General features: G+C 37.3%; 13 protein-coding genes. 4 read left to right on the top strand and 9 right to left on the bottom strand.

Features of this window, described 5'->3' with window-relative positions:
* Positions 1-183 precede the first annotated feature (183 nt).
* A complete protein-coding gene (locus LMF32_RS09340; protein ID WP_188205340.1) occupies positions 184-1,281 on the top strand; it encodes a Xaa-Pro peptidase family protein in 1,098 nt (365 codons plus the stop codon).
* Positions 1,282-1,408: 127 nt separating this feature from the next.
* On the opposite strand, the gene LMF32_RS09335 is transcribed toward LMF32_RS09340, so the two are convergent.
* Complete coding sequence (locus LMF32_RS09335) at positions 1,409-2,008, bottom strand: YtxH domain-containing protein (protein WP_230524570.1); 600 nt, start codon at positions 2,006-2,008, stop codon at positions 1,409-1,411.
* A 51-nt stretch (positions 2,009-2,059) separates the two neighbouring features.
* On the bottom strand, positions 2,060-2,494 hold the full coding sequence (locus tag LMF32_RS09330) for a DUF948 domain-containing protein (RefSeq protein ID WP_092479828.1): 435 nt from the start codon (positions 2,492-2,494) through the stop codon (positions 2,060-2,062).
* Positions 2,495-2,807: 313 nt separating this feature from the next.
* Between LMF32_RS09330 and LMF32_RS09325 the strand changes: the two genes are divergently transcribed.
* The gene (locus tag LMF32_RS09325) at positions 2,808-3,692 is read left to right on the top strand and encodes a mechanosensitive ion channel family protein (protein WP_092479829.1); all 885 of its coding nucleotides are present in this window, start codon (positions 2,808-2,810) and stop codon (positions 3,690-3,692) included.
* A 102-nt stretch (positions 3,693-3,794) separates the two neighbouring features.
* On the opposite strand, the gene LMF32_RS09320 is transcribed toward LMF32_RS09325, so the two are convergent.
* The 5 genes from LMF32_RS09320 to racE form a co-directional block, all read right to left on the bottom strand.
* The gene (locus LMF32_RS09320; RefSeq protein ID WP_230524569.1) at positions 3,795-4,961 is read right to left on the bottom strand and encodes an N-acetyldiaminopimelate deacetylase; all 1,167 of its coding nucleotides are present in this window, start codon (positions 4,959-4,961) and stop codon (positions 3,795-3,797) included.
* A 141-nt stretch (positions 4,962-5,102) separates the two neighbouring features.
* Positions 5,103-5,585, bottom strand: a complete 483-nt coding sequence (gene cbpB / locus LMF32_RS09315) for a cyclic-di-AMP-binding protein CbpB (protein ID WP_188205336.1) — start codon at positions 5,583-5,585, stop codon at positions 5,103-5,105.
* A 122-nt stretch (positions 5,586-5,707) separates the two neighbouring features.
* Complete coding sequence (locus tag LMF32_RS09310; RefSeq protein ID WP_230524568.1) at positions 5,708-6,223, bottom strand: metallophosphoesterase; 516 nt, start codon at positions 6,221-6,223, stop codon at positions 5,708-5,710.
* A 13-nt stretch (positions 6,224-6,236) separates the two neighbouring features.
* The gene (rph, locus tag LMF32_RS09305) at positions 6,237-7,610 is read right to left on the bottom strand and encodes a ribonuclease PH (protein WP_230524567.1); all 1,374 of its coding nucleotides are present in this window, start codon (positions 7,608-7,610) and stop codon (positions 6,237-6,239) included.
* A gap of 39 nt (positions 7,611-7,649) precedes the next feature.
* Positions 7,650-8,465, bottom strand: coding sequence for a glutamate racemase (gene racE, locus LMF32_RS09300; protein ID WP_230524566.1), 816 nt, complete (start codon positions 8,463-8,465; stop codon positions 7,650-7,652).
* A gap of 233 nt (positions 8,466-8,698) precedes the next feature.
* On the opposite strand from racE, the gene LMF32_RS09295 reads away from it, so the two are divergent.
* Positions 8,699-9,163, top strand: coding sequence for a YslB family protein (locus LMF32_RS09295; protein WP_230524565.1), 465 nt, complete (start codon positions 8,699-8,701; stop codon positions 9,161-9,163).
* Between the two features lie 84 nt (positions 9,164-9,247).
* On the opposite strand, the gene LMF32_RS09290 is transcribed toward LMF32_RS09295, so the two are convergent.
* Entirely contained in the window at positions 9,248-10,486 is a 1,239-nt protein-coding gene (locus LMF32_RS09290; RefSeq protein ID WP_230524564.1) for an ABC transporter permease, read from the bottom strand.
* Entirely contained in the window at positions 10,479-11,378 is a 900-nt protein-coding gene (locus LMF32_RS09285; RefSeq protein ID WP_230524563.1) for an ABC transporter ATP-binding protein, read from the bottom strand. Before LMF32_RS09285 ends, LMF32_RS09290 begins: the two co-directional genes overlap by 8 nt.
* A gap of 211 nt (positions 11,379-11,589) precedes the next feature.
* On the opposite strand from LMF32_RS09285, the gene LMF32_RS09280 reads away from it, so the two are divergent.
* Positions 11,590-12,303, top strand: coding sequence for a Bax inhibitor-1/YccA family protein (locus tag LMF32_RS09280; protein ID WP_092479837.1), 714 nt, complete (start codon positions 11,590-11,592; stop codon positions 12,301-12,303).
* The last annotated feature ends 3 nt before the right edge of the window (positions 12,304-12,306 follow it).

Raw genomic sequence — 12,306 nt, 5'->3', positions numbered from 1 at the left:
TATTTTTCAATAAATCTAATCTACCAAATCTAATTCAATATTGCAAGCGGTTTATATTTATTTTCATGAAATTTTCACTTACTTTTTCAGATAACGCTTCCAAAAAATAATTTTATCTTCTGCGGTTGCTTAATGATACAATAAAATAGAATGCAATAAAGCTATCTAGAAAGAAGGAATAGAATGTTCAAACAATTAACTTTTCTGCAAAATTGGTTACAAGAAAATGACGTAGACGCTGTTTTTATCAATGATCCTAACCACGTCGCTTACTTTAGCGGTTATCACAGTGAACCGCATGAAAGAATTTTAGCTCTTCTTGTCTTTAAACAAGCTGCTCCGTTTCTTTTCGTCCCTGCTCTAGAGAAAGAAGATGCATTGTCTAGTCCATGGACATTTGATGTAGCTTCTTACTTAGACCATGAAAATCCTTGGAATATCATCCAACAGACAATCCTGCAACGAGCAGATCATTTAGCGACTATAGCTGTTGAAAAAGATTTCTTAACAGTCTCTAAATTCGAACAACTGAATCTTGCGCTTTCTCCTTCATCCATTAAAGACATAAGCCCTATTATTCAACAAATGAAAGTTATTAAAACGCCAGACGAAATCCAAAAAATGATTGAAGCCGGTAAATGGGCAGATAAAGCTTTAGAAATTGGATTCAACGCTATAGGTGAAGGTGTTGAAGAACAAGAAATCGTTGCGGTTATTGAATATGAATTGAAAAAAATGGGCATTAAAAATATGAGTTTTGAAACCATGGTCTTGACCGGTGACAATGCCGCTAGCCCACACGGCACACCTGGTGATAGAAAAATTGAGAAAAATGATCTCATATTATTTGATCTAGGCGTAGTCTACGAAGGATATACCAGTGACGTTACGCGCACAGTAGCTTTCGGAGAACCTTCCCAACAAGCTAAAGACATCTATAATCTAGTCCTCGAAGCTAATGAAGCGGCTATTGCAGCTGTCAAGCCTGGGATAACTGCAGGAGAGTTAGACAGAATAGCCCGAGACGTTATCTCAGAGGCTGGGTATGGAAAATATTTCAACCATCGACTAGGTCATGGATTAGGAAGCAATGTTCATGAGTTTCCTTCGATCATGGGAGGGAATGATTTAGTGATCGAAGAAGGTATGTGTTTTTCCATCGAGCCCGGCATTTATGTGCCCGGTGTAGCTGGGGTGCGTATAGAAGACTGTGTCTATGTGACAGCAGATGGATGTGAAGTTCTCACTCACACACCTAAATCACTGACTGTTGTCTCTTAAAAACCATCTGATAATTTACTGTTGCACAAAAGAGAGACCGGAAGATTCCGGTCTCTCTTTTGTGCAACATAGGTAAACAAGTTGTTTTCTATGTCTTTTTTTTGTACTCGATTTACTGTAAGACAGCTTAGATTCCGACATTTGTATTAGTCGTTCTTTCTCCATCGCTTTCTTCAGTTGTTTGTTCTGTGCTGACATTTGTAGTAGTGTATTGAGGATCTTCATCAGCTTTTTCTTGGTCATAATCAAAATCCATTGTAGCTCTTTCAACATCTTTTTTCATATTGCCAGCAGTATACTGAGGCATTTCACGAGATTTTTCTGCTTCAAAAACTTTTTTCTCTTGTTCCGATTGGAACTCTTCTTTGACTTCAGTTCCTTTTTCTTTCACTTGTTCGGCTGCATCTTTTACTTCAGATTTAATGTCGTCCAAGTTGTCTTTTAATCCTTGCGAATTAGAAGACATTTGACTCTTCATTTTATTAGCAGTATCTTTTAAGCTGATTTTGATGTCTTCTGTTGCACTCATAGCAACATCTCTCATCTCAGTGCCTTTATCTTTTGCTATTTGCGAATAGTCTTTTGCAGTTCCTTTAGCTTTATCTGCTTGATCAGAAAGGTCTGATCTCAATTCTTTTCCTGATTTAGGTGCTAATAAAAGTGTTGTTGCTGCAGCTGCAGTTGCTCCTAAAATTGCTCCTAATAAAAATCCGCCTTTTTTACTCATAATTCAATCTTCCTTTCTCTCTATAAAAGTTGTAGATTGTACGACTCTTGATTATTCTGAATCTTTTTTATTTTTTCTTTTGCGGTTCATGTTCATAGCTGTCTTACCTACTTTTGTCACAACGCCTGTTTGAGCAGTACGTTTTGTTACTCCTGTAACACGGTCAGTTAAGTTGCGTGTAGAAGAGTTTAGATTTGAAACAGATACCCCTAGATCTCCAATAGCTTGGAATAAAGGATCGGTTTTACCTAACTTGCCGTTTACATCATCCAATGTTGTATTGGATTTGTTCAATAACCCCTCTACTTCAATCAATAAATTGTCCGCGTCTTTAGTGATCACTCGTAGACTCGAGTTAGCTTCCTTGACTGTATCGGAAACTTCTCCCATGATTTTTGAAACTTTAAGCAAGACAATCACTAAAAAGACTACTAGTACTGCAAATGCAACCGCTGCAATCAACGCAGCAATTTCTCCACCTGTCATATGAATCCCTCACTTCCTTAAATTTTTCAATTTATTTTTTAAATGTTTCGTTCAAATCAATAAAGATCAAACATGGCAACATTTAAAAAACGTTTTCTATTCGTGTATAGAATACCATTTAAAAAAAAGGAGTTCAAACAATACGAAATAGAACAGGAAAAAAAGTTCGCTTTTAGCTTTATTATGAGTATTTGCACACATTAAACCGGCTTATAACAATGGTCACAGAAGTTTAACACCTCTTTGGTTTTATTTAAGTCGTTATTTTGTTAAGATGTCATTTAGCAGCGATTATTTCTCATGAGGTGATAAAATGAATGAATCAAATGTTACAGAGTCTGTAGTGAATGATGTGGTTGAAAAAACAAATTTATTCAGCCGATATTGGAATTCCATTAATTGGAATGAAATCATCAGCACTATCTTGACCACTAGTCTGCAAATCTTATTTTTCTTGATCCTGTTTTATATCCTAAAAAAAATCGGGAATGTTTTGATCACTAAGGCTTTTTCAAGCTATAGAAGAAAAGAAAACATATCTATCAATCGATTGAATACATTGAACAGCCTATCGCAAAATATTTTTCACGCTGTCATAGGTTTTCTGTTAGCTTATTCTATACTGAATGTCATTGGCGTGCCTGTGGCTTCTTTACTAACTGGTGCCGGTGTAATTGGTTTGGCTTTATCTTTAGGTGCTCAAGGTTTTGTCAGCGACATTGTAAATGGTTTTTTCCTCTTGCTTGAAAAGCAAATGGATGTCGGTGACGTGGTAGAGTTGGATACGGTATCTGGAACAGTCGTTGATGTGAACCTTAAAACGACGTTGGTTAAAAGTTTTGATGGCACATTGAATTTTGTCCCTAACCGTTACATTACAATAGTCAGCAATAAATCTCGTGAAGACATGCAAGTAATGATCAAAATTCGTCTTTATCCTGACGCTGACATTCAAAAAGTCTCCAAGGTTATTTCTGAAGTGAATGAGCGACTTGTTCCTCAGTTTCCTGAGATTACAGAAGAACCTTCTTATACTGGAATGATCGATATAGGAGAAGGTCAGACTGGAATTCGGATAACCATGTATACTTTAAATGGTCAGCAATTTGACATTCAGCATCGTTTTTTCCAAGAGTATGTCAGCAGTCTAACAGAAGCAGGTATAAAAATTCCTTTAACAAAATATCCAATAGTCTAGCTTTCCAAAATAGTAATCATGGTACACGCAAATTCATCAATCTTGTCTATACAAAAAAGAAGCCGAATCGGAGCAAACTACCGATTCGGTTTCTTTTTATTTTTAACTCAAAGCTGCCTTTTCTTGTTCTAAAACATGGTTTGCCTTTGCTTCTAAGAAGTCGCGAACAGTTTTTATAGCAAAAGGAATGGCCTCTTCTTTAGGAGACATTTGAGGATGGTGCAATCCATATGGAGTATCGACACCTAGCCAAAACATCGTTCCAGGTACCTTGTCCAATAAGTATCCAAAGTCTTCTCCAGTCATGGCAGTCCCAGCTTCTTCATAATGAACATCAGCACGATGTTTCATAAACTGGACAAATGCTTCTGTTTCTTTTGGCGTATTGATAACCGGCAAATAGCCGTACATGTTCAAATCTACATCAACTTTACATTGATAAGTCATTTCAATCCCTTGAGCGATTTCTTTAAATCGTTTTTGGACCCGATAACTCATGTCTTTAGTCAATGCACGTATAGTCCCTTCAATACGAGCATGATCACTGATGACATTTCCGGTCGTTCCAGCATGGAATGAACCTAACGTCACAACCGCTCCTTCAACAGGATTTACATTTCTGCTGACGATCGTTTGCACTTGGTTTACAAACTGGCTGGCTGCTACAACCATGTCATTTGACTCTTGAGGATAAGCTGCGTGCCCTCCGATTCCATGGAAGTCCACCGTCAAATCACATGTGGATGCAAATAAAGTCCCTTCTTTGGTTGCGATAGTTCCTACAGGTCTATTTGGATCAACATGCAGCGCATAAAATTCATCCGGCATCCATTCATTTAGGAATCCTTTATCATAATAGATTTTTGCTCCACTGACCGTTTCTTCTGCCGGCTGAAAAAAGAACACAAGGTGATCTTTAGCAGGATGTTCACTAAAATGAGTCAATATCCCTAGGGTGATGGCCATATGTACATCATGCCCACAAGCGTGCATTCTTCCTTCATGAGTAGACTCAAAAGCCAAATCCGTTTTTTCTACGACAGGCAAACCATCAATATCTGTTCTCCATCCAATTGTACGGTTTCCTTCAGTCCCTTTTACTCTCACTAAAATAGCTGTTTCATCTACTTTGATTTCTAATTGTTCTTGAGGCAATTGCTGAATGATTTTCAACAAATAATCTCGTGTCTTGTATTCTTCTAGCCCTACTTCAGGTATTAAATGCAAATCTCTTCTTATTTTTATAAATGGGTCTATTTTTTCCACCATGGTCTTGCTCCTTACGTTTATCTAACATACAAATAAACCAGACATTCTGTTTCTGGTTATTGATGAGTTGATTTTTTGGGCTTATTTGTTTTTAATCGCTTCTTCAGTTTGATGATGATCTTTAACTGATCAGCCAACCCTTTACTGACAAATAGATTCTTGATGCGATTGAACATCGTAACGGTGCTCAAATTCATGTGCTACATGGTTTACTGATTTTAGAATTTCTCTTCTTGTGACAATGCCTTGGAATTTCTTTTCGTTGTCTACAATACAAATAAACGCATTATCGACCAGCAAATGCAACAGATCTTCCAGTTCATAATCATCATTTAAAACAGCAAAATCCGTTCGCATCACTTCTCCTACCGTTAATGAATCTAAACGGTCAAAGTGGATTTCCGTAACACCTGTGATAGCTTCTATAATCAATGGAATCGAAATCAGTCCGCTGACACGGGCTTCTTTGTCTAAAACAACGATAACATTAAATCCGATCTTGGTTAAGACTAGTAGAGCATGGTTTAAATTATTTTCTGCTTGGACATGTGCCACCTCTCTGGCAGGAATCAAGAAATTTTCTTGATTTTCTAAAAACATCTCTTGGATTTTATCTCCAATCATGGATGGTTTCCTCCTAATATTATCTTCATTACTATTGGTATTTTACAGTACGCAGACGAATAATCCTATCTTTAAAAAAACATCTTAAAATAAATCGAATTTCACCGAAGTATTAGTCTTTTCTACATTTTGCTGAACCGAACAACAAGTCCTTCAACGGGTTGATGACTGCGATCATAGTAAGAAACCGTAATGCCTCTCTCATCCATTTCAACAATAGCATAGGTTTGAACGTGGTATTTCCCTCTAGGTTGTAATATACTGCCAGGATTCAATAAGAGAATCCCATCTCTTTTTTCTACACCCAACTCATGCGAATGGCCAAAAAAGGCGAAATTTGCTTTATCCCTTTTTGCGGCTTCCAAAAGAGGTGCCATCGAAGATTTTACATCTAGATAATGCCCATGGGCCATAAAAATACGATTGCTCCCTACATCTACGATTTGTTCCAATTCGTAGCGCTGGTCGAAATCCATATTTCCTCTCACTGTGATGAAAGCTTTCCAAATATCATCGGATGCTTCCAGTTCTGAATCCCCGCAATGGAATAATTGATCCATACTCTCTTTGTATTTGTCTCGAAGTTCCACTAAAATATCTCTATCTCCATGACTGTCACTAACAACAAGTATTTTCATTATCGGCTTCTCCTTATTTGTCTAACATTGAAATCCATTCATCCCAAACTTTCTCCAAATTGATCAGAGCTTTTGCCCGATGACTGATCGCATTCTTTTCCTCTTCCGTCATTTCAGCCATCGTCTTATTTTTTTCTGCTACAAAAAATAATGGGTCGTAACCAAATCCATGTTCTCCGCGCGGAATAGACAAAATCCGTCCGTCCACTTCTCCTTCAACCACCAAGCTATCTTTTCCAGGCGCAGCTAAAGCCAATGTACAATGGAATTGAGCCGTTCTTTTTTCTGAAGGTACGTTGGTTAATTCATGAAGCAATTTTGCATTATTCGCTGCATCACTTTTTCGTTCTCCTGCATATCTTGCCGAGTAGACTCCAGGGTTTCCATCTAAATAATCGACCTTCAATCCAGAATCATCAGCCAAAACGAGCATGTTTAATTTATCTGCTATAGTCTCAGCTTTCAACAGAGCATTCTCAGCAAATGTAGTCCCTGTTTCTTCTACATCTGGAATATCCGGATAGTCTAACAACGTTTTAACTGCAAACCCTTTTTTACCAAATAAACTTTCAAACTCAGCAGCTTTTCCTTTATTACGAGTAGCGATCAAGATTTCTTTTTTGCTCTTACTCAAGTCAAGAGGCGTTAAATTTTGATTCATGCGGTTCCCTTCCCTGATAGCCTTGTTTTGTACATCAAATAATTGAAGAATACCTGCTTCTCCTACTTCCATCATCTCATTCATTTGCTCTTTAGAAAAAGGCGCTTTTTCTCCAGCACCTTGAATCTCCACGAATTTTCCGCTGGAAGTCATGACTAGATTCATATCTACAGCTGCTGTGCTATCTTCACTGAAATCTAAATCCAATAAGATATCTTCTTCTGACGTCATTCCTACACTGATAGCAGCAATATTATCTAAAATCGGGGTTTCTTTCACCAATTGCTGATTGACCAGTTTTTGGACAGCCAAACTCAACGCCACAAAACCGCCTGTAATACTGGCTGTTCTTGTTCCTCCATCAGCCTGAATTACGTCACAATCTACCACTATCGTTCTTTCTCCCAGCTTTTTTAAATCGACGATTGACCGAAGAGAACGAGCGATCATCCGTTGAATTTCCATCGTTCTGCCGTTTATTTGGCCGCGGACAGCATCGCGTTGTTTTCGCTGTTGTGTCGCTCGAGGCAGCATGTTGTATTCAGCATGAATCCAGCCGCTGTTTTGCCCTCTCAAAAATCGAGGTACTTGGTCTTCAACTGTCGCTGTACAAATCACTTTTGTGTTGCCGATTGAAATTAAAACAGATCCTTCAGGGTGAAGCAAGTAATTTGGTTCAATAGTGATTTTTCTTAATTCTGTTATTTTTCTATTATCGTTACGCATAACCGGACTCCTTCTTCACAACTTTAGTACTGACATTTATTATTCTGCAGTTCCTAGGCGAATCTGTTCTACTTCTAGTTCTTTCAATCCTAACCACTGTGAAGCTATATCATGAAACATTTGTTTAGAACCTGTAGTATAAAACTTACGCTCACTCGAAGGTTTCTTTTGACTTTTTTCAGCTAGGTCATAATAATCTAGAATAGTGCTTACTTCACTAATCGTTTCAGCTCCAGAATCGATCAACGTAACGTTTTCCCCAATCACATTTTGAATGATCGGACGCAATAACGGATAGTGAGTACAACCTAAAATCAAAGTATCCAATTGTTTATTCTTTAACGGTTTCATTGTCTCAGCGACTACTTTTTTTGCTATTGCACTTCGATATTCATTGCTTTCTACTAAAGGTACGAATTTAGGACATGCTAGACTAATGACTTCCACTTGATTATCTTTGTCGTGAATCAATTGTTCATACATTTTGCTTTTAACAGTACCTTCTGTTCCAATGATGCCTACTCGATTATTAGAAGTGGATTTAATTGCCGCTCTGCTTCCTGGCATAATAACGCCTATTACAGGGATAGCTAATTTCTTTTTAATATCTTCCAATGCTACGGCTGTAGCAGTATTACAAGCAATGACCAACATTTTAATGTCTTTGCTTAACAAAAATTGAGTCATTTCCCACGTGAATTGCAGTACTTGCTCTTGGGGTCTTGGTCCATAAGGGCAACGAGCTGTATCGCCAACATAATAAATGGATTCATTTGGCAATTGACGCATAGCTTCTTTTACGACTGTCAATCCGCCGACTCCTGAATCTATAAAACCTATTGCTTGTTTTTTCATATTTTTAACAACCTTTATTATAAAAATTATACTGCTCTAGTATTTATTGTCGCTGTTTTGACCTAAAAATTCAAGTCTAGATACCATTGTTTGCAGACTTATTTATTTCTTCCTCATAAAACAGTGAATTTATTTTGTCAAAGACCTTTTTCCACTAGTCATTGTATAAAAAATAGTAGGTTTCTTCTATTAATCAATGTATAATAATATAGGAAACTATTGAGGTGAAATCATTGAAAAAGAAACTAAAACCTGAAGAATTTAATTCAGCATTAATTGATACCCCCGTAAATTTATTTGGGCACGAATTGATCCGAACAGAATTATTAACAAACTTATTAGGCAAAGACGCTGAAGCCATTTTATATTGGGCCGGGAAAGAGTTGGCCCGCAATCATCCGTTGACAAGTTACGAAGAAGTCGTTCAGTTTTTCGAACAAGCTTCTTTTGGAACTCTCGATCGTACGAAAGAAAAACGCTCTTCTTCTACATACAGTCTTTCTGGAAAATTGATTGACTTGCGTCTATCTCAAAAAGAGCCTGTTTTTTCTTTGGAAGCTGGATTTTTAGCGGAACAAATGCAGCAAATCAATGGCGTTTATGCAGAAGCATATGCTGAAGTCATTAAAAACAAAACTGTTCTAATCACTTTAAAGTGGGACAATAAAGATTTGGTTGAGATGAATCAAAATAACTAAAACCGTCAGAAAAGGATGATTTCCTTTCCTGACGGTTTTTTGTTGTTTTTTAGCATTATCGGTAATACTCTTTGTCTCTTTGAGCTACTTTTTCTTCATCGCTTTTAAAGATATTTGCATTGTTTTAAACATTCCTGCATCAGAGTAAATAAGCACACTTGAACGGTATAGCAAGAGCGACAGCCAAGTGGTCAGTAAAACAAATACAATTAACACTGCAATTGATACAGTTATACCCGTTGCAGTAACCGTATCGCTCGCTACTCTAAACGGCATGATAAAAGACGTAAAGAGGGGGATGTAAGATCCGATCTTGATGACCATATGAGTTGGATTGTAGAAGGCAAACAAACCAGCATAAAATCCGGCCAGAGATAAGAACACAATAGGCGTGACCGCTTTTGAAACGTCTTCTACTTTTGAAACCAGAGATCCTAAGAATGCAGCTAATACAGCGTACAATACGATTCCTAATACAAAATAAATCAAAGATGTTCCGACAAATCCTTGCAGGATGGAAGAAATATCAAATCCTTCAAGTAAGTCTTTTACAAAACCAATTTGTAAAGCTATTACTCCTAAGACTGCATAAATAGCGATTTGAGTGAAACAGATCAACACAATTGCCACTAATTTCCCAAAGAAATGTGTTGTTGAAGAAACACTGGACAAAATAACTTCCATAATCCGAGTACCTTTTTCAGAAGCAATCTCTTCTCCTATGATACTTGAATAAGTCATGATAAACATAAACACCGCAATCCCAACTACATAAGCACCAGCCATTCGAATCGCATCTTCAGCACTTTCAGTAGTCGTGATTCCACCACCTTCAAATTCAATTCTGGTTTCTTCTAATGTTGCGGGAGTTAAAAGACTGGCAATATCTTCTTGTTCCAAGCCTAACTCAGCTGCTTGCTGACCTTGTTGAATCGTCGACAACAAACTGGTCAAATACAAGGTATCCAATTCCTTGCTGTCTGGAGAATAGGTATAATTCCCCGTGTATAGTCCGTTCTCTTCTTCAACCACCAAATAACCATCTAGTTCTTCGGCTTCCATAGCAGACTCTGCTTCGGCAGCTGTAGTGATGTCTGGATTCACTTCAAACTCTTCGGTTTCAGATTGCAAAATAGAGACCACTTGTTGGTTATCCGTTAAGACAGCAATTTCAGGAACGCCGCTTTCTGAATCAGATACAAAATAAATAATAGCCCCGATAACAGCCAAAATAATAATTGGTGCAAAAACCATGGACAGAAATCCTAGTGATTGGACATTTTTTTTGTAGACTTGCCCGACTACGACCCAAAATTTATTCATGCGGTTCACCCGCTTTCTTTTTAAATATTTCTTCTAAAGTAGGCGGTTGTTGACTAAATGTAGGAATGTACCCATTTTGAGTGACCGTATTGAAAATACTCTCTCCATAAGAGGCGTCTTCTAAATCAATCATATACACTCCATCTTTAGACAGTTGAATATTTTTTACCCCAGGCAGCTCGCTCAATTCTTTTTGACTCATAGTTGTTTCTAAAAATAGTTTCGTCCGTCCGAATTGTTCACGAATTTCTTTTACAGTACCTTTTAAAACTGCAGAACCGTCTCGCAACATCAATAAATGATCACAAATTTCTTCCACATTATTCATGTTGTGACTGGAGAAAATCACACACGCACCTCTGTCTTTCAATTCTTTAATCCCTGCTTCTAGTAATCCAGCGTTTACAGGATCCAATCCACTGAATGGCTCATCGAGAATCACTAATTTTGGATCATGTAATAATGTAGCAATCAGCTGAACTTTTTGCTGATTTCCTTTAGACAAAGCTTTGACTTTATCGGTCTTTTTACCTTTGACCTGGAACTTTTCCATCCACATATCGATCAAAGGTTTGACTTCTTTCTTAGTTTTCCCTCGTAAACGAGCAAAGTAAATCAATTGATCTTCTATCGTTACTTTAGGATACAACCCTCTTTCTTCCGGCAAGTAGCCAATGACGTTGTAATCTTCTTTCGTAAGCGGCTTGCCATTCCATAAAACTTCTCCTGAATCAGCTGTTAAAAAATCCAAAATCAAGCGGAATGTCGTGGTTTTCCCAGCACCGTTTTGTCCGATCATCCCTAATATTTCGCCTTGTTTGATGGTAAAACTAACATCATTTACTGCAGTCAAATCACCAAAGCTTTTCTTTAGATTCTTCGCTTCTAACACGTTACCCCTCCTGCACCTTAAATAATATTATGTACCTATTTATAGTAGCATACCTTCAGAAGAAGTCGAAATCATTCCTGTGCAATTCCTGTTTATTTTCTACTTATTTTTTTCACAAAGATTCAGCAAATCATTTTGACCTCCCCCTTAAAGTCGGGTAAACTATAGAAAATTAACTATCACTTTATCACTACTTTGGAGGATGAAAAAAATGAATAATCAAGAGCACTTTATTGATGCGAAACGAGGCTTTTCCAAATTCATGGCCAATGTTTATGCTTGGATGGCAATAGGAGTGTTGTTAAGCGCCAGCGTTGTTTATCTTTTGCTTTACACATATACACCTATTGCAAATGCTTTTTGGAATCTCATTATTTCTACAGACGGGATGGCCATTTATGGATTTATTATTTTAGAACTCGTGCTGGTTTTCAGTTTCCGCTTTAATCCTGAAAAGATGAAGTCGCCAGTCAATTATGCCCTAAAATTTATTACTTATTCTATTGTAAATGGAATCACGATATCTGTAGTCTTACTGGCTTACACAACAGCAAGCATCTTTAATGCATTTATTTCAGCATTTGCTTTGTTTGCCGTTATGAGCTTGATTGGTTTTGTCACTAAAAAAGACTTGTCATCATTAGGCGGGATTTTACTTAGCATGTTACTAGGATTGATCATAGCTTCTCTAGTCAACGTGTTCTTCTTGCAAAGCGGTACAGCAGACTTTGTTTTATCTATTATTACAGTGATCATTTTTGTTGGTTTAACAGCTTATGATACGCAAAAATGTAAAACGATTTACCAACAATTCGGTGGTACGGCAGCTATCAGCAGTATAGCTATCGGTTGTGCTTTAGAACTTTATCTGGACTTTATCAATCTATTCTTAAGTTTATTACGCATATTCGGAAAAAGAAGATAACAA

The sequence above is a fragment of the Desemzia sp. C1 genome, from assembly GCF_020882875.1.
Classification (GTDB): Bacteria; Bacillota; Bacilli; order Lactobacillales; family Carnobacteriaceae; genus Desemzia; species Desemzia incerta.
The sequence above is the reverse complement of the archived record's forward strand: the minus strand, read 5'-3'. Positions and strand labels throughout refer to the sequence as shown.

Coding starts and splice junctions, on each gene's coding strand:
- racE (WP_230524566.1), bottom strand. CDS start 8,465: ATGAAAAAACAAGCAATAGGTTTTATAGATTCAGGAGTCGGCGGATTG.
- LMF32_RS09290 (WP_230524564.1), bottom strand. CDS start 10,486: ATGAATAAATTTTGGGTCGTAGTCGGGCAAGTCTACAAAAAAAATGTC.
- cbpB (WP_188205336.1), bottom strand. CDS start 5,585: ATGATTGGAGATAAAATCCAAGAGATGTTTTTAGAAAATCAAGAAAAT.
- LMF32_RS09330 (WP_092479828.1), bottom strand. CDS start 2,494: ATGACAGGTGGAGAAATTGCTGCGTTGATTGCAGCGGTTGCATTTGCA.
- LMF32_RS09325 (WP_092479829.1), top strand. CDS start 2,808: ATGAATGAATCAAATGTTACAGAGTCTGTAGTGAATGATGTGGTTGAA.
- LMF32_RS09310 (WP_230524568.1), bottom strand. CDS start 6,223: ATGAAAATACTTGTTGTTAGTGACAGTCATGGAGATAGAGATATTTTA.
- LMF32_RS09320 (WP_230524569.1), bottom strand. CDS start 4,961: ATGGTGGAAAAAATAGACCCATTTATAAAAATAAGAAGAGATTTGCAT.
- LMF32_RS09335 (WP_230524570.1), bottom strand. CDS start 2,008: ATGAGTAAAAAAGGCGGATTTTTATTAGGAGCAATTTTAGGAGCAACT.
- LMF32_RS09340 (WP_188205340.1), top strand. CDS start 184: ATGTTCAAACAATTAACTTTTCTGCAAAATTGGTTACAAGAAAATGAC.
- LMF32_RS09280 (WP_092479837.1), top strand. CDS start 11,590: ATGAATAATCAAGAGCACTTTATTGATGCGAAACGAGGCTTTTCCAAA.
- rph (WP_230524567.1), bottom strand. CDS start 7,610: ATGCGTAACGATAATAGAAAAATAACAGAATTAAGAAAAATCACTATT.